At 63.5% G+C, this 21,526-nt stretch carries 16 protein-coding genes; 7 read left to right on the top strand and 9 right to left on the bottom strand.

The window, feature by feature from the left end; translation table 11 throughout:
• Positions 1 to 64: 64 nt before the first annotated feature.
• The 4 genes from AC0GUR_RS20915 to gltB all read right to left on the bottom strand — a co-directional run bounded on the left by AC0GUR_RS20915 (position 65) and on the right by gltB (position 8,243).
• Entirely contained in the window at positions 65 to 826 is a 762-nt protein-coding gene (locus AC0GUR_RS20915; protein WP_472879454.1) for an NRDE family protein, read from the bottom strand.
• A gap of 68 nt (positions 827 to 894) precedes the next feature.
• Entirely contained in the window at positions 895 to 1,755 is an 861-nt protein-coding gene (locus AC0GUR_RS20910) for a methylglyoxal synthase (RefSeq protein WP_472879453.1), read from the bottom strand.
• Positions 1,756 to 2,361: 606 nt separating this feature from the next.
• Positions 2,362 to 3,801, bottom strand: a complete 1,440-nt coding sequence (locus AC0GUR_RS20905; RefSeq protein WP_472879452.1) for an FAD-dependent oxidoreductase — start codon at positions 3,799 to 3,801, stop codon at positions 2,362 to 2,364.
• Complete coding sequence (gene gltB / locus AC0GUR_RS20900) at positions 3,798 to 8,243, bottom strand: glutamate synthase large subunit (protein ID WP_472879451.1); 4,446 nt, start codon at positions 8,241 to 8,243, stop codon at positions 3,798 to 3,800. Before gltB ends, AC0GUR_RS20905 begins: the two co-directional genes overlap by 4 nt.
• A 383-nt stretch (positions 8,244 to 8,626) precedes the next feature.
• Between gltB and AC0GUR_RS20895 the strand changes: the two genes are divergently transcribed.
• Positions 8,627 to 9,826 (top strand): murein hydrolase activator EnvC family protein, encoded by a 1,200-nt coding sequence (locus AC0GUR_RS20895; protein ID WP_472879450.1) that lies wholly within the window; start codon positions 8,627 to 8,629, stop codon positions 9,824 to 9,826.
• 130 nt (positions 9,827 to 9,956) lie between these two features.
• Positions 9,957 to 11,324, top strand: a complete 1,368-nt coding sequence (locus tag AC0GUR_RS20890) for a S41 family peptidase (RefSeq protein WP_472879449.1) — start codon at positions 9,957 to 9,959, stop codon at positions 11,322 to 11,324.
• Positions 11,325 to 12,004: 680 nt separating this feature from the next.
• Here the strand turns inward: AC0GUR_RS20890 and AC0GUR_RS20885 are convergent.
• The 5 genes from AC0GUR_RS20885 to AC0GUR_RS20865 form a co-directional block, all read right to left on the bottom strand.
• Entirely contained in the window at positions 12,005 to 12,478 is a 474-nt protein-coding gene (locus tag AC0GUR_RS20885; RefSeq protein WP_472879448.1) for a cupin domain-containing protein, read from the bottom strand.
• Complete coding sequence (gene tatC, locus AC0GUR_RS20880) at positions 12,475 to 13,239, bottom strand: twin-arginine translocase subunit TatC (protein WP_472879447.1); 765 nt, start codon at positions 13,237 to 13,239, stop codon at positions 12,475 to 12,477. Before tatC ends, AC0GUR_RS20885 begins: the two co-directional genes overlap by 4 nt.
• A complete protein-coding gene (gene tatB / locus AC0GUR_RS20875; protein ID WP_472879446.1) occupies positions 13,226 to 13,591 on the bottom strand; it encodes a Sec-independent protein translocase protein TatB in 366 nt (121 codons plus the stop codon). Before tatB ends, tatC begins: the two co-directional genes overlap by 14 nt.
• Before the next feature lie 19 nt (positions 13,592 to 13,610).
• Positions 13,611 to 13,859, bottom strand: a complete 249-nt coding sequence (gene tatA / locus AC0GUR_RS20870; protein ID WP_472879445.1) for a Sec-independent protein translocase subunit TatA — start codon at positions 13,857 to 13,859, stop codon at positions 13,611 to 13,613.
• Between the two features lie 70 nt (positions 13,860 to 13,929).
• Positions 13,930 to 14,619, bottom strand: coding sequence for a lipid-binding SYLF domain-containing protein (locus AC0GUR_RS20865; RefSeq protein WP_472879444.1), 690 nt, complete (start codon positions 14,617 to 14,619; stop codon positions 13,930 to 13,932).
• A 109-nt stretch (positions 14,620 to 14,728) separates the two neighbouring features.
• Here AC0GUR_RS20865 and hemH point away from each other — a divergent pair, with 109 nt between their 5' ends.
• The 5 genes from hemH to AC0GUR_RS20840 all read left to right on the top strand — a co-directional run bounded on the left by hemH (position 14,729) and on the right by AC0GUR_RS20840 (position 21,464).
• Positions 14,729 to 15,775 (top strand): ferrochelatase, encoded by a 1,047-nt coding sequence (gene hemH, locus AC0GUR_RS20860; protein ID WP_472879443.1) that lies wholly within the window; start codon positions 14,729 to 14,731, stop codon positions 15,773 to 15,775.
• Complete coding sequence (locus AC0GUR_RS20855; RefSeq protein WP_472879442.1) at positions 15,772 to 16,629, top strand: alpha/beta fold hydrolase; 858 nt, start codon at positions 15,772 to 15,774, stop codon at positions 16,627 to 16,629. The genes hemH and AC0GUR_RS20855 overlap by 4 nt, the downstream gene beginning before the upstream one ends.
• A gap of 44 nt (positions 16,630 to 16,673) precedes the next feature.
• Complete coding sequence (locus AC0GUR_RS20850) at positions 16,674 to 17,474, top strand: helix-turn-helix transcriptional regulator (protein WP_472879441.1); 801 nt, start codon at positions 16,674 to 16,676, stop codon at positions 17,472 to 17,474.
• Between the two features lie 73 nt (positions 17,475 to 17,547).
• Entirely contained in the window at positions 17,548 to 19,422 is a 1,875-nt protein-coding gene (locus tag AC0GUR_RS20845) for an aspartyl protease family protein (RefSeq protein WP_472879440.1), read from the top strand.
• A gap of 167 nt (positions 19,423 to 19,589) precedes the next feature.
• The gene (locus AC0GUR_RS20840) at positions 19,590 to 21,464 is read left to right on the top strand and encodes an aspartyl protease family protein (RefSeq protein ID WP_472879439.1); all 1,875 of its coding nucleotides are present in this window, start codon (positions 19,590 to 19,592) and stop codon (positions 21,462 to 21,464) included.
• Positions 21,465 to 21,526: the final 62 nt, after the last annotated feature.

Here is a 21,526-nt window from a genome sequence, read left to right as displayed (position 1 = left end):
GCACTTGTGCGCGACCGACGTGCCGCGGTCGCGCACAAGTGCGCTCCTACATTAGATGGTGGCATCAGGGCGAGAACGGCATGGCCGTCTCACCCTCCTCGCGACCAAACGGCCCAAAGCGCCGCTCCACCACTACGCCGCGACCATCGTGCCCAATCGCCACCACCGTGCTGGCGCGCGTGCCGTAGTGCTCGCCGCGTATGAAGGCGGACGACAGCCAACGCTCCCGTTCCAGACCTACACCTGTATCGGGCAGCTCGTCATCGGGATAGCCACGGGGGTCGGCAAGCGCTTCGAACAATGGCGCGAACTCATCGTCATGGCCTGCATCAATCCATGCCTGCAATCGCTGCATCAACGCGCGCGTCTTGGGCCACGGCGTGTTGAAATCGGCATTGGAAAGACCATGAACGCCTGGCGTCACCGCCTGGGCACGCGCATCGGGTCGATTGCCGAGATAAAACGCGTGCTTGGCATCGAAGGTCAGCAGATTGAATGGACGGTAGTCCGCCGCGGTCTTCAGCAGCGCTTCGGCGTGTGAGGATGCATCCGCGGCCCCGCCGAGGTAATCCAGCGCAAGCAGTCCACGTGAGCGCCCATGTTGCGGATCGCGTGGATCACGCACATTGGTGACGACACTGCAGCGCCCACCGTCAGTAACACCGAGCCAGGTGCCACCGGCTTCCAAATCCTTCCCTGCGATAATCGGCAGCGTTTCCCAACGTGCCAAGGGCAGACTTGGCCGCGCGTGGAACTCATCACGATTGCCAGCCAGCAATAGCCGCCAGCGTGGGTGAACCTGCCATGCGAAGGCGATCAGGCACATATCGAAGCGGCTCCCGGCATATGCCAACCATTGTCAGCTAGCGTCTCCTCGAGCGCCAGCATGCGCGATCAACGTCTGCGCACAGCCGCCGCCCAACGCTCCGCCACGCGCGGCGAAGTCATGCACACCGCATCATCGGTTCGAGTGGTGACCGCACGCTCCAGCAGCTGGATATCCGCCTCATGCTGCCGCGCCACATGCGGGTCTTCAAAGAAGATCGCGCGCTGGCAGCGCCGCTCCAGCACCAGATCCGCAATCTGCGCATCCCCACCCATCGGGCCACTCTGATAGCGCGTCACCCACGGCACCTCCGCCGGCCAACCGCGACTCCAGGCCAGCTCGTTCAAACGTTGCCCCGTCGTTCCCGTGCCGACGCGATGCGCAAAGCGCGACAGCACATCGAAGTGCTCAGCGGCATACGCGAGCATCTGCGGCTTCATCGCATCGTGTGCAATCAGCGCAACAGTCTGCGTCTCCAACGCGTAAAACCCATTCGCGCCGGGATCCAGCGCCATCCCGGCATGGATACGCTCCATCTCAATCCAATCCCGTGCAGAGGCCACGGTAGAGATGAAGGGTTTACCGTGAATCACGCACTGACGCTTCAGCGCCACCGCCTCGGGAAAAATCGATGACGGATCGACCGGATCGATCAGGTAGATCGCGCCGTCCAACACACGATCGTCACCCAAGCCAACCACCTCGGCGACCAACTTCATCAGGCCACCCTCGCGCCCATAGGGATAACGCTTCAGCGGTGCATAGCCATCCAGATAACCGGTGCGATGAATGGTGTCGTAGGTGCGGCCCACGGCGTGCAGCCCCAGATTCAGTTCGCGAATGCCAGCCTCGCAGGCACGCAACCAGCGGAAGAGCGCGGCATCCGCATGGGCGTGATGGAGTTGGTTGGCGGCGAGGCCGAGGCGCATGGGGTTGGGTTCCGGTGGGTCTTGGGGGCGAGCAAGCGTAGCGCAAAGGTGAGACCGTGCTGCGCTAGCGCTCTGTTCCCGTTAGCTGCCGAGCGAGAGCTGCGCTGAAGGATGGCCGCGCGCATGAACATCCGTCGTCGCAAGATTGGCCCCTCACCCCAGCCCTCTCCCCGGAGGGGAGAGGGAGAAGTGCGGTGCATCGCGAACGCCTAGCGTGCACCGACGCGAGCCTCCGCTTTAAGTCCTCTTCGCCATGGCGCGTTGCGGTGTAGCCGTAACACGTGTCGGGCGATCGTGACGTTCAGAGCTTCGTTAGTGCCAAGGCTCGTATTAACCACGACGCTACGATCACCCCGCTCTTGAGGCCGTTTTCTTTGGGTTACTTTTCTTTTGGGCCAGCAAAAGAAAAGTGACTCGAGCGTCGGCAGACGATCGAAACGCCCGCCGCGTAGGCGGCACGCTGGCGGCAGCGCCTTGTTCAGAGCCGAGAGCAAAGTCACTGGATCCCCGCCTTCGCGGGGATGACGGTGAGGGGGACACGCGTTATTGCGAGCTCACCCCCTCACCTCAACCATCTCCCCAAATGAGAGAAGTGAAAGAAAGCTGCTACGCGTGTGCGAATGCTGTCGACTCCACCTCACTCAACATCCTCACCATCGAAGCCGCCGCCTCCCTCCCGTCATACACCGCCCGCACCACCAGATCCGCCCCGCGCACATTGTCGCCACCCGCGAAGATCTGCGGATGACTTGTCTGATGCGGCAACGCCCCGTCTGCACCAGTAATGACACGCCCCGTCCTATCGAGTACCACGCCATGCGACCGCAACCAATCCGGCGGACTCGGCAGGAAACCGAACGACTGAATCACCACATCCGCGTCGATCACATACTCCGACCCGGCCACATTCTGTGGACGCAAACGACCCGATCCATCATCAACAAGTGCGGTCTCAACAACACGCACGCCGCGTACGTTGCCACGCGCACCACCAAGAATTTCCAACGGCTGCCGCTGGAACAGGAAAGTGACACCCTCCTCCTTGCAGTAATTCACCTCGCGCGCCGACCCCGGCATATTGGCCTCATCGCGGCGATAGACGCAGGTAACGCTGGACGCACCCAAGCGAATGGCGGTGCGATTGCAGTCCATGCCGGTGTCGCCACCACCCAGCACCACCACGTGTTTGCCACGGAAGTCAAAAGCCGGTGGCGGTGCTTCATCCCTCAGCAAGCGCTCGGTGTTGGCAATCAGGAACGGCAGCGCATCATGGACACCGCGCAGGTCGCGACCGGGCAACGCCGCATCAACGTAAGTGTAGGCACCCGTGCCCACAAACACGGCGTCGTACTCGTCCAGCAACTGACCAAACTCGATGTCACGCCCCACTTCACAATTCAGCAGGAAGCGCACCCCCATCCCTTCGAGCAGCTCGCGACGCGTACGAACCACACCCTTGTCCAGCTTGAAAGGGGGAATACCGAAGGTCAGCAGTCCACCAATCTCGCTCTGTCGATCGTAGACGTCCGCTGCGATGCCAGCGCGACAAAGGCGATCAGCACAGGCCAGGCCGGCGGGGCCGGCACCAACAAGGGCGACGCGCCTGCCGGTTTCCACCACGGCAGAGAGATCCGGCCGCCAGCCCTGACGTAACGCTTCATCGGTCACCCAGCGCTCGATGCTGCCAATGGTCACCGCGCCGAACGCGGTTTGTTCCAACGTGCAGGCACCTTCGCATAGACGGTCCTGAGGGCACACGCGGCCGCATATTTCCGGTAAAGGGTTGGTCTCGTGCATCAGCGTAGCCGCTTCCATCAAGCGACCTTCCTGCACCAGCTTCAACCAATTCGGAATGTAGTTGTGCACGGGGCACGCGTGTTCGCAGTACGGATTGCCGCAATCAATGCAACGTTCGGCCTGCGTGGCGGCCTGGGGCGAACCGAAATCACCGGAGATCTCGCCGTAGCCGAGTACGCGGATGGATACCGGCACGGTACGCGGGGTCTGTCGCGACACATTGAGGAACTGGAAGATCTTGTCGCTCATGCCGCGCTCCTCAGCTCTTCCGCCAGCGCCGCCAGACTTGCCGCCTTGGGCTTCACCAACCAGAACTTGTATTGCAGGCCACGGAAGTCGCGCAGGATGTGGCGCCCCCAATCGCTGCCGGTCAGTTCGACATGACGCGCCACCAACCCGCGTAGATGCTGCATGTAGTGCTCCATGCCTTCAGGCGAGATGCGCAGGATGTCCACCAGCTCGTGGTTGTAGCAGTCGACGAAGGTGCGCTCGATGTCGAGCACATAAGCGAAGCCGCCAGTCATGCCCGCGCCGAAGTTGAGGCCGACCTTGCCGAGCACGGCAACGACGCCGCCGGTCATGTACTCGCAGCAGTGATCGCCTGCGCCTTCCACCACAGCGAGCGCGCCGGAATTGCGTACCGCGAAACGCTCGCCCGCGCGGCCGGCGGCGTACAGCTCGCCGTCGGTGGCGCCGTACAGGCAGGTGTTGCCGATGATGGCGGCGTCTTGAGTAGCGAAGGGCGAATCCGCCGGTGGGCGCACCACGATGCGGCCACCGGCCATGCCTTTGCCGACGCCGTCGTTGGCTTCGCCGGTGAGGTCGATATGCACGCCACCCGCATTCCATGCGCCCAAGCTCTGACCCGCAGCGCCTGTGAGCCTTAGCAGAATCGGGTGTTCGTCCATGCCGTGATCGCCGTAACGACGCGCCACGTCGCCGGAGAGACGCGCGCCAATCGCGCGATCGGTGTTGGCGATGTCGAATGCAAATTCGCCACCGCGCTTGCCCTCAACCGCATCGAGCGTCATCACGTGGATACGCGCGGCTAATTCGGCCTCATCACGCATCGGGTTGCGTGGCAACGAGCAGGAGAAGTCAACATTTGCTCCCAGCGAACCGTCGCCTAGTAAAGGCGTCAGGTCCAATCGGTGCTGTACCGGCGTGGTGCCATCCACCTGCTCCAGAAGATCCGCGCGGCCGATGATCTCGCCCAAGTCGCGCGCGCCGAGTTGCGCTAGATGAGTGCGCACGTCTTCCGCGATAAAGCGGAAGTAGTTCATCACCATCTCCGGCAGGCCGATGAAGTGTTCCTTGCGCAGCACTGGGTGCTGTGTGGCAACACCGGTAGCGCAATTGTTGAGGTGACAGATGCGCAGGTACTTGCAACCCAATGCCACCATGGGTCCCGTGCCGAAGCCGAAACTCTCGGCACCGAGCAGCGCAGCCTTGATGACATCGAGACCGGTCTTCAGGCCACCGTCGGTCTGCAGGCGCACCCGACCACGCAGGTCATTGCGGCGCAGCGTCTGCTGCGTTTCGGCCAGCCCCAGTTCCCACGGTGTGCCCGCGTATTTGATGGATGTAAGCGGGCTCGCGCCGGTACCACCATCATGACCACTCACGGTGATGAGATCGGCGCCCGCCTTCACGACACCCGCAGCGACCGTGCCCACACCGGCATGACTGACCAGCTTCACTGAAACGAGCGCTTCGGGATTGACCTCTTTCAGGTCGTGGATCAGTTCGGCCAGGTCTTCGATGGAGTAGATGTCGTGATGCGGTGGCGGTGAGATCAGGCCGATACCGGGCTTGGCGTACCGCAGCCGCGCAATGGTGGCGTCGACCTTGTGGCCCGGCAGCTGGCCACCTTCGCCCGGCTTGGCGCCTTGGGCAATCTTGATTTGCAGCACTTCCGCATTGACGAGATACGCAGGCGTCACGCCGAAACGACCTGAGGCGACCTGCTTGATCTTCGAGGTTTTCTCGGTGCCGTAACGCGCGGGGTCTTCGCCGCCCTCACCGGAGTTGCTGCGCGCACCAAGTCGATTCATCGCAATGGCAAGCGCCTCATGCGCTTCGGGAGACAATGCGCCCAGCGACATGCCCGCCGAGTCGAAGCGACGCAGAATGCTTTCGGCCGACTCCACCTCTTCCAGCGGAATGGGTGATCCCAATGGCTGCGGCGAGAGTAGGTCTCGCAATGCCGATGGCGGGCGATGGTCCACAAAGTTCGCGTAGGCGCGATAGTCTGCATGGTCACCCGTGCGCACCGCCTTTTGCAGGCTGGCGATCACATCCGGGTTGTACATGTGGTACTCGCCGCCGTACACGAACTTGTAGATGCCGCCTGCGCGCAGCGGTGAGGCATCAGTCCAGGCTTCCGCAGCAAGAATGCGCTGATCCTGTTCCAGTTCCGCAAAGCCCGCACCACCGATACGCGAGGGCGTGCCGGGAAAGCAAAGCGCCACCACCTCGGGCGCGAGCCCGACGATTTCGAATAGCTGCGCACCGCGATAGCCCGCAACGGTGGAGATGCCCATCTTGGACAGGATCTTGAGAAGGCCCTTGCGAATGCCGCGCCGGTAGCTTCGGCCCACCTCGAAGCGATCGCTGGCGATATGACCTTCGCGCCCGAGCTCAAACAGGCTCTGGTAGGCCAGCCAGGGATAGATGGCCGTGGCACCGAAGCCGAGCAGACACGCGAACTGATGAGGGTCGCGCGGCGTCGCTGTTTCCACGACGATGTTGCACTGGCAGCGCAGCGCCTGGTCGATGAGATGCGCATGTACCGCACCCACGGCAAGCAGAGAGTGGATCGGCAGCAGATCCTTCTGCGGATAACGGTCGCTGAGAAACACCAGCGAGCACCCGCTACGCACGGCGTGCTCCACATCTGCACACAGACGGCGGAGCGCAGCTTCCAACCCCTCCTCTGGCGCATACATCAGGTCGAAGCGTGGCGTATCGACAAACTGGGGCAGCGCGAGCAACTGTCGTAGCTTGCGCTGCGAAAGTACCGGCGAATTGATCAGAACCTGCCTTGCGTTTTCCGGCGTCAGGTCGAACACGTTGGCTTCGGGGCCGATCTGCGTCACCAGCGACATCACCAGCTTCTCGCGCAGCGGATCAATCGGCGGATTGGTGACCTGCGCGAAGCCCTGGCGGAAACGATCGAACAGCGGGCGCACCTGGCGAGACATCGCCGCGACCGGCGTGTCGTCGCCCATCGAACCGGTAGCTTCCTGCTCCAGTTCCACCATGGCCTTGAGCACCGTCTCGCGCTCTTCGCGCGAAAGTCCATACAGCTTCTGGTAACGACGCAGCTCATCTGCCGGCAGCGGTTCCGCCGCCAGCGACGGGTCGATGAGATCCGATTCCAGGTAGCTCACGCCAGCGCGCAGCCAGTCGCGGAACGGCGCGCGTTTGCGGTTGATGTCATCGATATCCGAGTCGCGCAACAGGCGATGCTGCTGCAGATCCACCGCGATCATCTCTCCCGGCGCCAGCCGACCCTTGGCGACCACCTGGGAGGACGGCACATCCCACAGACCCGCTTCGGAGGCGACGATGAGATGGTTGTCTGCCGACAAGGCCCATCGCGCGGGGCGCAGGCCGTTGCGATCCAGCGTGCAGGCCGCGTAGTGGCCATCGCACATCACCAGCCCCGCGGGGCCATCCCACGGCTCGCTGTGCAGCGCGTAGTACTCGTAGAACGCCGCGAGGTCTTCGTCGATGCCCTCGCGTGCAGCGAATGCCGGTGGCACCAGCACGCGCATCGCGGCCAACAGATCGAGTCCGCCCGCGATCAGCACTTCCAGCGCATTGTCGAGGCTCTCCGAATCCGAACCCGTCTGGCTGACCAGTGGGCCGATTTCGGAGAGATCCACCAGCGGCGAATGCAGGATGGATTCGCGTGACTGCATCCAGCGGCGGTTGGCACGGATGGTGTTGATCTCACCGTTGTGCGCCAGTAGCCGAAACGGCTGCGCGAGCCGCCACTGCGGCAATGTATTGGTGGAGTAGCGCTGGTGGAACACCACGGCATCGGCGGTAAGAGCCGGATGCCTGAGGTCGGCAAATACGTCGCGCAGGTGGCCGGGCGCCGCCATCGCCTTGTAGCCGATAACTTGTGCCGACAGCGTAACCACATAGAAATGCTGGTCGTCTGCCAACGCCATTTCCGCTCGGCGCCGTGCTCGGAACAACAAACGCTCGAACACGCCATCATCCATTGATGCCGCGGGCTCAACGAAAATCTGCCGCACACGGGGCTGTGCAGCCGCCGCGAGTGGACCGCAAGCGTCTGCATTGACGGCTACATCGCGCCAGCCTGCTACGCGCAAGCCCTCTTCAAGAAGGCGCTGCTCGAAGGTCATTACGGCAGCATCGCCTCCCTTCGGATCGAGGAACACCACACCCGCCGCGAAGCGGTCACCCAGCGCAATACCCGACTCGGCGGCAAGCGCCTTCAGCCAGTTCAGCGGACGATGAAACAGCACGCCGCAGCCATCGCCACTCACGCCATCGGCATTGATGCCACCGCGATGGGACAGTTTGGCCAGCGCTGCAAAAGCGGTGTCCACCACCCACGCGCTGGCGTGCCCATCGATCTGCGCGACCAGGCCAAAGCCACAGCTATCGTGCTCGAATGCAACGTCGTAAAGCGTCGCTGAAACTGCCTTCGCCATCTTGCCTCCCCGGCCGATGGATAAGGACACGCGGTCCCAACGGTGCCGAAGGCGCCGCTGCCACATGTCCGAGTGTGGCTTTGAATAAAACACAATTGGTGCGTCGCGTCAAAGACATCTTTACGTCCAAATGAAAGTTTCAATTGGAATTATTTTTGTCCGCAGGACAAATCACGCGCGCAGTGAATGCAGCGCAGCACGTGCATCGATGAGACCACTTCGTTGTGCGCTGCTCGACTTGAAGTAACGCGCGCGGCGAATCCGGCGATGCGATCGGGCATACCAGTGCGGGTATCGACGACAGCCTTCCCATCCACCGACCGGCTCGATGCGCGGCAGAGAGCGGCTCGCGCGCCGTCATCGCGCTCTGTGATAATCGGCCGATGCCGATACCTGTCCGTTCTGCCCGCCCCCTTGCCTGCGCCATCACTGGCGCGCTCGCCCTCTCCATCGTCGCCCTGCCCGCGTGGGCAGCGCAGGACAACAAGACCAAGGCCGAGCAGGCCGAGGCGGAGAAGAAGCTCACGGACGTGCGCAGCAAGATGGACGCGCTGGCCAAGGAACAGGCGGAGACGGCGGCCAAGCGCGACAGCGCCACCGCCGAGCTGGCCAAGCAGGCCAATGCCGTGGCCACTGCGGCCAAGGCCGTTCGCGACACCGATACGCAATTGACGGCCAAACAGAAAGACCTGGACCAACTACAGGCTCAGCGTGCCGAACTGCAGAAGAATCTCGAAGGCCAGCGGGCAGCGATCGCTGACCTGCTGCGCGCCACCTATGCACTGGGCCGCGGCTCAGACCTGCGCCTGCTGATGGGTGACGAAGACGTGGCCCGCATCTCCCAGGCGCTGGCCTACTCCAAGTATTTCCAGGAGGACCGGGTGCAACGCGTGCAGAAACTGATGGGCGACCTGGCCCGCCTGCAGGACCTGGAAACCCAGATCACCGCGCAACAGCAGGCCCTGCAAGCCAGTCGCGCCGAACGCGAGACCCAGGCCAAGGCGCTGGAGCAGCAACGTGCCAGCCAGGCCAGGCTGGTGGCCGATACCGACGCCCAGTACAAGGACCAGGGCGCCCGGCTGGCTGCCCTCAAGCAGAACGAAGCCTCCCTCAACCAGCTGGTGGAGAAGCTGCAGAAGGCCATTGCCGAAGCCGCCCGCGAAGCCGAGCGCGCCGCCCGTGCCAATGCGGGCAGCGCGGCGCCACCTGCAGGCAAGGGCCTGGCCAATATTCGCGGCAACCTGCCATGGCCGGCTGCCGGTGCAGTCAACACCTACGGCAACGGCGTGCTGATCAAGGCCCCCGGCGGCAGCGACGTACGCGCGGTCGCGGCGGGTCGCGTGGTTTACGCGGCCTTCCTGCGCGGCTACGGCATGCTGGTGATCGTCAGCCACGGCGGCGGCTGGATGAGCATGTACGGAAACAACGAAACCATCCTGCACGGCGTGGGCGACCAGGTGAGCTCGGGCGAGGTGGTCGGCACGGCCAGCGCCCCGACCGGGGTCAATACCGGCGTCTATTTCGAGCTGCGCCAGGACAACAAACCCGTGGATCCGCGCACATGGCTGGGTAAAGCACGTTGACGCCGGGTACGCGGCGTCGCACGCTAATCTACATGCCATGGCACTGAATTTCGGTGCAAATCGGCTGTCCAAGCAGCTACGTTGCGCCCTGTCGGCCATACCCCCTGTTTTCCCCGGAGTCCCCCATACCATGCGGTTTTCCACCTTGAGCCTGGCCGTCCTGCTGTTGGCGGCGCCGCTGGCGCAGGCCCAGACCGCCCCCGTGCAGAACACCGGCGCCAAGCGCCCGGCCGCCCCGGCCAGCACGCCCGCTGCGGCGGCAGCCGTGCCCGACCAGGTGGATCTGGACGACATCCGCAACTTCAGCCGCGTGTACGAGATTGTGCGCCAGGCCTATGTGGAGCCGGTGAGCAACAAGACGCTGATGAAGGCCGCCATCAGCGGCATGCTCAGTGGCCTGGACCCGCACAGCGAATACCTGGACAAGGACGGCCTGGCCGAACTCAGCGAGGACACCACCGGCCAGTACGGCGGCCTGGGCATTGAAGTGCTGCAAGTGGACGGCACGCTGCGCATCGTCGCCCCCATCGACGACACCCCGGCGGCCCGTGGCGGCATCAAGGCCGGCGACACCATCGTCAAGGTCAATGGCAAGCCGGTGGACTCGGAGAACATCGACGAGATGTTCAAGGAGCTGCGCGGCGACCCGGGCACCAAGATCACCCTCACCGTGCTGCACGAAAAGAGCGACAAGCCGGTGGACATTCCGCTGGTGCGTGAGCGCATCTCGGTCACCAGCGTCAAAGTGCGCCAAATCGAACCCGGCTATGCATACATCCGCATCAGCCAGTTCCAGGACGACACCGCGGCTGACCTCGAAAAGAAGCTCAACGAGCTGATCCGCAAGAACGGTCCTCAGAAGGGCGCGATCCTCGACCTGCGCTCCAACCCGGGTGGCCTGCTCACGGCGGCGGTTGGTGTAAGCGACGACTTCCTCAACAGCGGCACCATCGTCACCACACGCGGCCGCCTGCAGGATTCCAACCTCAGCTTCGAAGCGCATCCGGGCGACCTGCTCAACGGCGCACCGATGGTGGTGCTGGTAGACAACGGCACCGCCTCCGCGGCGGAAATCGTCTCCGGCGCGCTCAAGGACAATCGCCGCGCACTGATCATCGGACGCCGCACGTTCGGCAAGGGCGTGGTGCAAACCGTGCTGCCGCTCGATGCCGAGCACGCGGTGAAGATCACCACCGCGCGCTATTACACACCCGCAGGCACCTCGATCCAGGCCGAAGGTATCAAGCCCGACATCGCCCTGGCCGACCTCGCAGTGAACAAGACCGACAGTGCAGCCGTGCTGATCAGCTCCGAAGCCGACCTGCCCAACCACCTCGCCAATGAGGATGGCAAGGGTGGCAAGGACATCGACAACGATGGCAGCGCCGAGAACGCCAAGCTCGCTACGCAGGACTATGCGTTGTCGCAGGCGTTGAATGTGTTGAAGGGATTGGCGTTGAATCGCGTCGCGCCGACGGCGCCGGCGACGAAGCACTAACGCCCGGCATAAATAGGCTTTTAGTTCCCTCTCCCCTTCGGGGAGAGGGTTAGGGTGAGGGGTCAATCTTGCGATGGCCCACCATCAAGAGCGGGCCCTTTTTTTTGCAGATCTCCCGCGAGCACCCACCCCTCACCCCAGCCCTCTCCCCCAAGGGGAGAGGGAGAAGTGTGGTGCGTCGCAAACGTCCCGACGCGCAACCATCGAGCGACCGCATAAAGCCCTCTTCGCTAAGGCGCGTTGCGGTGTAGCCGTACTGCATGTCGTGCGATCGTGACGATTCGGGCTTCGCGGACGGCAAGGCTCGTATCAGTCACGACGCTACGACCACCTCGCTCTTAAGGCCATTTTCTTTGGGTTACTTTTGACGCGAAGCTAATCCCCGTGGGACTTTTGGGCCAGCAAAAGAAAAGTGACTCGAGCGTCCCACGGGGACTAGCTTTGCGTCGTAGGCGGCACGCTGGCGGTATCGCCACATTCAAGGCCGAGAGCAAAGTCACTGGATGACTCGCTTCGCTCGCCCCTTCGGGGCCGCCCTACGGGCGTTCTGCGCGCTTCGCGCTTGTCCCGCTTCCGCGGGGATGACGGTGAGGGGGACAGACGATCTCGCAAGCACCCTACCGTTACGCCTCTTTCGGGGCTCGCCCTAACCCTCTCCCGAAGAGGCGAGGAAACAAAAGTCAGAAACCAATCTCCGGCACCAACCCCGCCAAATGCCCCGCCAGCGGATCCCCCTCTGCCAACAACTCAAACCCGTCATATTCAAAAGCCGGCGCCACCACACACGTCATCAACGCATAGCGCCCCAACGGCCGCGCCGCCTGCCAGGCACCCGCAGGAACCACCGCCATCGGCTTCACATCGGCACCCAACACCCCCAGACAGCAACGCTCCAGATGGTTGCGCTTGGGGTGATAGATCAACAGCTCCAGCGGCTCGCCCTCGACGAAATGCCAGGCTTCCTCGGCATCCACGCGATGCCAACTGCTGAACTGGCCCGCCTCCAGCAAATAGTGGATGGCGCTCATGGCATGGCGAGCTTCCGCCCCATCACCCTTGGGCGGATGAAAGCGTCGGTAATGCCCACCTTCGACATGCGGCTGCAATTGCAACGAGGACTTCAGTTCCTCGATGCGGGCCGCGAGGTCGCTCATGTCGCAGCCGCATCCGTGGGCTTGATCAACCAGCGCACTGCCAGCAGGCCCAGTTCGTAGAGTAAGCACATCGGAATTGCCAGCATGATCATCGAGGTGATGTCCGGTGGCGTGATGAAGGCGGCAATGGTGAAGGCACCCACGATGGCGTAGCGACGACCATTGCGCAGCTGCTCCAGATTCACCACGCCGATCGCTGCGAGAATCACTACCGCCACCGGTACCTCGAAACACAGGCCGAAGGCGAAGAACATCAGCGTTACGAAATCGAGGTAGTGCGTGATGTCCGTCATCATCTCCACGCCCTGCGGCGTCACCGCCGTCAGGAAGCGGAAGGCCGCCGGAAGCACCAGAAAATAGGCAAACGCGCAGCCCAGGTAGAACAGCACGAGTGCAGCCACCAGCAGCGGACGCGCCAGCCGCTTTTCGTTGCGGTACAAGCCGGGGCTCACGAAGGCCCACAGCTGATAAACGATCACCGGCATGCTGATGAACAACGCCGCATAGAACGCGAGCTTCAACGGCGTCACGAACGGACTCGCCACTTCCGTGGCGATCAGGTGCGAGCCCTCAGGCAAACGCGACACCAGCGGTGCCGCCAGCTTGGTGTACAGCCGGTTGGCAAACGGAATCAGCGCGCCCAGCACCACCACCACGGCAATGATGGCGCGCATCAAGCGCGAACGAAGCTCGATCAGATGCGAGAACAGGCCCTGTTCCAGGCTATCGGCCTCAGGGCCGTCGAGCTCAGGCGCCGCCATGCGGTGCTTCCTTGACCGACTCGGTGTCGGCAGTCGTGGCGGTCATCACCGGTTCGGCAGTGGGCGCGGCGGCGGCGGCCGGCTCACCGCCAGTGGGACGCATCTTGCGCAGGGTTTCGTCGAGTTCGGCCTGTGCCGCTTCAGCGCGGGCCGCGGCTTCGCGCGCCGTTTTGCGCATCTCCTCCACCTGCAGCTCGCGCTCCACTTCCGCGCGCACGCTGTCCCAGCCGGTGCGCACACGACGCAGCAGCGCACCGGCGGTGCGCGCTGCGTGCGGTAGTTTTTCCGGGCCGAGCACAATCAGCGCGACGAGCGCTAGCAGTACCAGCTTGCCGAAGCTGATCTCGATCATCGCCTACCAGCCGTCCGAATTACTTCTGCTCGGTGGTGTCGTGCTGGTTCTGGTTCTGGTTCTGGCTCGCGCTGGCCGGCGGGTCGGCGCGCAGACGCTCATTCGGGTCAGTCGAATCATTCGGCTTGGCAGCGTCTTCGCCACCGTCCAGGCCCTTCTTGAAGTCGCGCACGGCGCCGCCGAGGTCGGAACCGATGTTGCGCAGCTTCTTGGTGCCAAAGATCAGCACGACGACGACCAGCAGAATGAGTAGATGGGTAATGCTCATGTATCAGGCCTCAGGGATGTCCAAGCGGCGGAACGAAGCCGTCACGCTATCGCGCCGCCCCTCCCACAGATCAACGCTGAGTGTACTCCTCCAGGCGGTCCCTGAAATCGACCACCTGGGTGGGAACGTTGCTTACCCCGCCTTCGAAGATGCGGCGTGGCGTCACGCCCGGGCCGTAAATGGCTGCATTGGCGTCGTAATCGATGCGCAGGGCCGAACCGTCCAGCGCCACGCCGGCAAAAAGACCACGCGAACGGGAATAGGAGTAGATCTCGGCCTTGAAGTCGCTATCGGTGGATGCGGCGGCGGTACGACCCACCGGGCCAGCAGCCGCGGCTGCGTCCGCACCCAGGGTGAATTTGCCATTGACGATGCTGTCCACGCCACGCTGGGTGCGGAACACCAGGATCACATCGGTGGACGATGCGCCCGCCTGGAAGCCCACGCTGCCACCCGTCATGGTGATGAAGCTGGGATTGGACCAGGTGCCATCCGGGGCCTTGACCGAAATCAGGCCCTCGCCACGGCGACCACCGAAGATGAAGCCCACCTTCAGCAGGTCCGGAATCACCGCGATGGCCTTGGCGTCCTTGAGCAGGTCGGTGGGAATCGATTTGTCGGGCGCCTGCATGATGTCGTTGAGCACGCGCACGGAGTTCTGGGCACGCACCAGCGGCGGGTCTTCGGCATGGACAGCCATGGCCGGCAGCAGCAGGACCAGGGCGGTGAGCAACAGATGGCGCATGGATGCTTTGAACATGGACAACTCCTGAGCTGACTCTTGGACGGACCGCCTGCGGCGAAGGTTCCCACGGCGCCCACTACGGCTTGTGGCAGACTCTGCGACGGTTTTCTCCGTCGCAGCCACCATGCCACGCAGCCACGACTATACCGGCCTTGCCGGTGCTTCCCATGACCAGCCTGTTCAGGCTGCAGTGCTATTGGTGAACCTCGGTACACCGGAGGCGCCGACGGCACGCGCCGTCCGCCCGTACCTTGCTGAGTTCCTTGGCGATCACCGCGTCATCGACTACCCGCGCTGGCTGTGGTGGCTGATCCTGCATGGGGTGATTCTGCGCGTGCGCCCCTCGCGCTCGGCGCATGCGTATCAGCGCATCTGGACGGCGCAGGGCTCGCCGCTGCGAGTCGGCAGCGAGGCGCTGGCGACGCGACTGCAGGAGGCGCTATCCCAACAGGGCGCCCCCGTGCGCGTGGCGCTGGCCATGCGTTACGGCCAGCCGTCGGTGCAACAACAGATCGAACAACTGCAGCGCGAAGGCGTAAGGCGCTTGCTGGTGCTGCCGCTGTATCCCCAGTATTCCGCCACCTCGACCGGATCGGTGATCGACGCCGTGGCGGACGCCATGAAGTCGCTGCGCTGGCCACCTGAGCTGCGCATCATCAACGACTATCACGACGACGCGGCGCACATCGAGGCGCTCGCACGCAGCATGGAGCAGTGGTGGGCCAGCCACGAACGCGGCGAGAAACTGCTGCTGTCATTCCATGGCATTCCCGAACGCTACGTGCGCTCGGGCGATCCTTATCTCGATCAGTGCCAGGCGACGGCACGCGCGCTGCGCAAACGGCTGAAGCTCGACGAATCACAGCTGCTGGTGAGTTATCAGTCGCGCGTCGGTCGTGAGCAATGGCTAAAGCCGTACACCGACGCCACCGTACGCGAGCTGGCCGCCAGCGGCGTCAGGAGGCTGGATGTGGCCTGCCCCGGCTTTGCGGTGGACTGCCTGGAGACGCTGGAAGAAATCGCCATGCAAAACTATGAGTTCTTCCGCGAAGCCGGCGGCGACGAGCTGCGCTACATCCCCGCACTCAACGACACGCCTGGGCAAGTCGAGAGCCTCGCCGCGCTGGTAATGCGGCACGCTGGGGGCTGGGCGGAGTTTGCAGCGTCGTGAGCGCCACCCTGTCCCCCGTCGAACACGACATCGCACTACCGCACCTGCGCTTGCGCGCCCAGATATGGGGCAAGGCGGATGCGCCGCCGTTGCTGGCCTTGCACGGCTGGCTCGACAATGCAGGCAGTTATGCACGGCTGGCGCCTCTGCTGGCCGACCGCTGGCGATTTATCGCGCTGGACCTGCCGGGGCACGGCCACTCCGATCACCTGCCGGCAGGCATGCACTACCACTTTGTCGACTATGTGCGCAGCGTGCTCGCCGCCACGGATGTCCTTGGCTTGCGGCGCTACGTGTTGCTCGGCCATTCGCTCGGCGCGGGTATCTCCGCACTGGTGGCGGCTGCACAGCCGGAGCGGGTCGAACGACTCTTGCTGATCGAAGGCCTTGGTCCTATCGGCGACGACGGGCATCTCACGCTGCGCCGCTTTCGCGATGCAATGACAACGCATGCCACGGGGCGTTCGTTGCGGGCATTTCCGTCCATCGACAAAGCCATCAGCGCACGCACCATGGCCAGTGGGCTGCCGGGTGATCAGGCTCGCCCCATCGTCGAGCGCGGCCTGCGTGAAACTACGGACGGATGGCACTGGCGCAGCGACCCGCGACTCAACCGGCCTTCGCCTTTGCGCATGGCCGAAACTCAGATCCACGCGCTGTTGCAGGGCATCGAGGCACCTACCGCCTTGCTGCTGGCGCAGCCGGATACGCCGTATTTGCCGGGCGCGCAGATGCAGGCGCGCGCCAGCTGCGTCGGCGATATGGCCGTGACGCATATGGGTGGCGGACACCATTTGCACCTGGAGCATCCCGCCGCCGTCGCTGCCTGGGCCATCGCACACCTGCAGCCCTGACCGACGGCACATGCTACCGGGCGTGCGCGGCCTAGACTGGCGGCATGCAGCATCTTCAGCGTGCCAACTACGGGTCACCCGAACACGTACGCCGACTCGGCGGCGTGCAGGTATCGACCACGCCGTACACCGGCGGCGATGCCCTGCCCTGGCATGAGCACGATGAGGCTTATCTGTGTCTGGTCGCGGCCGGTGGATACAGCCAGCAATCGGCGAGCCATGACATTACCTGTGAGCCGGGACTGCTGCTGACGCATCCGCAAGGCCATCGTCACGCCAATCGCTTCGGTCCCAAAGGCGCGCGCTGCATTAGCATTTTCTTCGCTGACGGAACCGATGAAGCCATTGCACGCTTGCTTGGCGACTATCGCCAGTTGCGTCTGCCTGGAGCCGATCGTCTGCTCGCCCGCATCGAAAGCGAGCTGCGAGCCACCGATGATGCGGCGTCGCTCGCGCTACAGTCGGCGGTGCTGGAGTTGACGGCAGTCGCCTGCCGCGCGAGCGACGCAACTCGACGACCGGCGTGGCTGCAGCGCGTGCTGGATCGCCTGCACGACGATCCTTCCGCCACCTTGTCGCTGCACGAACTCGCGGCGCTGGCCGGCGTGCATCCCTCGCATCTGGCGCGCAGCTTCCAGCAGGCGCTAGGGGTTTCCGTGGGCGAATATCAGCGGGAGTTGCGCATCGAGCTGGCACGCACAGCACTGAGTGACCGGCAACGATCCATCGCCGAGGTGGCGGCCGCCGCCGGCTTCAGCGACCAGAGTCATTTCGCACGCGTGTTCCGACGCGTGACGGGCCAGACGCCCCGTGACTATCGGCAGCAATTGCAAAGCGCATCCTGATTTGTCACGGGCGTGCTAGATCACGTCGCCTGTGCTCGACAACTATCACGCCATTCCCCACCTGGAACTCGTCATGCTTCGACGCTCCCTCGTTTTTGCAGGCCTGCTGCTCACCGGCTTGGCCTCCCCCGCCATGGCCACCAACGTCAACGACGCGGACGCGATGCTGCGCGAGCTGCGGCTTGCCTACGGCACCTACTGGCATGACGCCAGCGGCTGGCATGCCGAAGGAAAGCTCACCAGTGAAGGGTTGACTAACGAGTGGCAGACCACCGTAAACCTTCGCAACGGGTACTACATCACCACCGCGAAGAACGAACTGTTCACCGCGGCGGAGGGTGTCGATGCCCAAGACCACTGGCGTCAGGACATGTCCGGCCTGGCGCACCCACTCGATTCCGATGAAGCAAAAGTCACCACGGCCAACGAGACCTGGCTCCGCAGTTTCGGCTTTCTGCGACCGTCGATTCCAACCAGCTATCGCGTGCTGCCGGATGCGAAAGATGGACAGCGTCAGTATCAGCGCCTTGAGGCAACGCCTGAGGGTGGCCGACCGATAACTTTGTGGATCGATCCCGCGACGCATCGCCTGGACCGTGCTGTCTGGCAGAACTCATTTCTTACCGTAACGCAGCGCTACTCCGACTATCGTCCAGTGGATGGCGTGCAACTGCCTTTCCGCACTCATGAGTCACAAGACACCATCATTGGTGCGAATGTCATCGAGAGCGACACGATCGTGACAAGCTACGGCGCCCTGGGCAAGGATGCCGTCGTCGACACCCAACGCCCAGCCAATAACGTGCGCGACGTCACCATCGCACACAACGCATTGACGGCCACGACACCGCTGCGCATGGAGGGTGGCGTGGTACTGGTTGATGTCAGCATCAATGGGCGGCCCTCGGCGCCCTTCATCCTGGATACCGGCGGTCACGCCATCCTCACCGCCGATGCGGCGACAAAGCTTGGTTTGCAGACACGCGGCCAAGGCGTCATCGCTGGCTCAGGTCCCGGCACCATGAGCTCCTCCTACACCGTGGTGGGTGATACGGCACTGGGCGACGCGCACGTACGCGACCTCCCCTTCAGCGTGATGCCCTTCTCTTATGGCTTCTATGAGCGTGGCGAAGGCAAGGAGCCGATTGCGGGCATCCTTGGCCTGGAAATCTTCTTGCGCTTCGCGGTGACCTTCAGTTACGACCGTGGCGAACTGCTACTGCAACCTTTCGATCACGGCCAGGCGCCTCCCGCAGCTAAGGGTGATGCGCTGGCGTTACGTTTCACCGACGACATGCCCTTGATCATGGCGCAGCAAGACGGCCACAAAGGCATATTCGGCATCGACACAGGCAACTCAGGCTATGTGATGACCTTCCCTCAATGGGCCGAACGCAACGGTATCGCGGCTCGTTATGCCGACGGTGCGCCCATTCCCACGGGTGCCGTGGGCGGGTTGTTCACCGCGCATCTTGCGCACGCGCACGACCTCGTATTGGGCAAGCAGAAGCTGGACAACGTCGTCGTCATGCTTACCCGCCCTGATGCGGGCGCTGCCGGCAACCCCACGGAAGCGGGCAATATCGGGCAGGACGTGCTTTCGCGCTTCAATCTGCATTTCGATTATCGACGCCAGCAGATGGTGCTGATGCCGCGCACTAATGCTCCCGCCACGCATTACGCCATGGCCGGTATCCGCGTGACCAAGAAGAAGGATCAGCCCGATCGCTTCGATGTCCTCAATGTCATGCCCGGCAGCCCCGCAGCGCAGGCGGGCCTCAAGGAAGGCGACGCCATCGTCGCGGCCAACGGCAAGCCGGCATCGACGCTTGGCTCTTACGATTTGCGCGCCATGAGCTCCAGCCAACCGGAAGGGACACCGTTGACCCTAAAACTGGCCGATGGACGCGTGCTGGAAATGAAGATGCGCGATATCGCACCGAAATAACCTGCAGCAGCCTTACCGGAGCGCACGAGCGCTCTGGTGCATAGCCGGGGAAGCCTCAGGTGACTTCCGGCACAGGCTGCAACGGGCGTGCTGATATGCCACGCGCGTCCTAGACCTGACACGCGCAGCGATGGAGCATGACCCCACCCGATCCAAGGAGTGCCACCATGCTTCATCGTGCCCGCCCCCTGCTTGGTCTCTTGCTCGCCAGCGCCCTGAGTCAGGCGTTGGCCGCTCCAGCGAACGACAGCTCCTCGCTACTGGAAAACATGCGCCAGGCCTATGGCGGCGCGCACTGGAACGCGGTGGCCGGCCTGCAGATGGATGGCAAGGAGGATGGGGATGGGCTCAGCGGGCCATGGCAGTCCACCGTGGACCTGCGCACCGGCCAGTACGTCTCACGCATGCGCAACGACGTCTTTGGCGCCGCCCAGGGCGTCGACGCCAACGGCCAATGGCGTGAAGACATCACCGGCCTGATCCATCCGCTCGACTCCGACGAGGCACGCGCCGTCGCCACCACGGAAAGCTGGCTGCGCCGCTTCGGCTATCTCGATTCGCACGCGTCGGTGAGCTATCGCCGTTTGCCCGATATGCAAGACAACGGGCATACCTATCAACGCATCGAGGCCACTCCGGCGGGCGGTCGTACCGTCACCTTGTGGATCTCTCCGACGACGCACCTGCTGGATCGTGCTGTCTATGCCAGCTCGTTTCTTATCTCGACTGCGCACTATGGCGACTACCGCGAAGTGAGTGGTTTGCAACTACCGTTCCGCATCACCAGCTCGAGTGCCAACCTGGCCGGCAACGGCGACGGCGAAAGTACCGACACCGTCGGGCAGTACCGCCTGCTCACTAGTGCACCGACCACGGCGCTGCAACGTCCTGACGGCAAGGTACGCGACGTGACCATGGCCAACGGAGCCCGCGATGCGGTCACCCCGATGCATATGGAGGGCGGCATCTTGCTGGTCGATGTAAGCATCAACGGCAAGCCGCCGATGCCGTTCATCCTCGATACCGGCGGCCACGCCATTCTCACCAGTGATGTCGCCAAACAATTGGGCTTTCAGACCCAGGGGCAAGGCGTGAGTGGCGGCTCAGGCTCCGGCACGATGAGCACGTCATATACCAAAGTGCACGACACGGCGTTGGGCAATGCGCACGTGCGCGACCTCACCTTCACCGTACTGCCCTATCCATTCGGTTTCTACGAGCGCGGCGATGGCGCCCCCATCGCTGGCATCCTGGGCCTGGAGATGTTCGAGCGCTTTGCCATCACTTTCGACTACGACCACCAACAATTGCACCTGGCGCCATACGACCTCGGCGAGCAACCGCCTGCGGCTAAGGGCGCCGCGGTGACGCTGCGCTTCACCGACGACATGCCACTCGTGCAGGCCACGCAGGATGGTCATAACGGCATGTATGGCGTCGACACCGGCAATGCCGGTTATGTACTGACCTTCCCGCAGTGGGCCGACCGCAACGGCATCGCGAAGCGCTATGAAGCGGGCCTGCCGATTCCCACCGGCGGCGTGGGCGGCCTTTTCACCGCGCACATCGCCCATGCAAAGTCATTTGAGCTGGGCACGCAAAACCTCGGCAACGTCGTCGCCATGCTGACCCGCGCCGATGCCGGTGCCACCGGCAATCCCAGCGAGGCGGGCAACATTGGTCAGGACATCCTGTCGCGTTTCAATGTTCACTTTGACTACCGTCGCCAGCAGATGGTGCTGACGCCCCGCGCAGATACGACAGCACGGCACTACGCCATGGCTGGTTTCCGCGCGGAGAAAACCCAGGGACACCCGGACCGCTTCGACGTCGGCAACGTGATGCCCGGCAGCCCTGCTCAGCAAGCCGGCCTCAAGCAGGGAGACGCCATTGTGTCCGCCAACGGAAAAGCCGCCAGCGCTCTGAGCTTTGGCCAATTGCGCGATATGAGCAGTCATTTGCCTGAAGGCACGCCACTGACGTTGAGGCTGGCCGATGGGCGCGAGGTGACCATGAAGATGCGGGACTTGGCGCCGAGGTAACCGTGCCGTCTACGGCTTCTGGGGGAGCGCACCCTGTGCGCGACAAACTACGGAGGGCACCA

This window comes from Dyella sp. PARNA 12/25 (assembly GCF_055702865.1).
The sequence above is the reverse complement of the archived record's forward strand: the minus strand, read 5'-3'. Positions and strand labels throughout refer to the sequence as shown.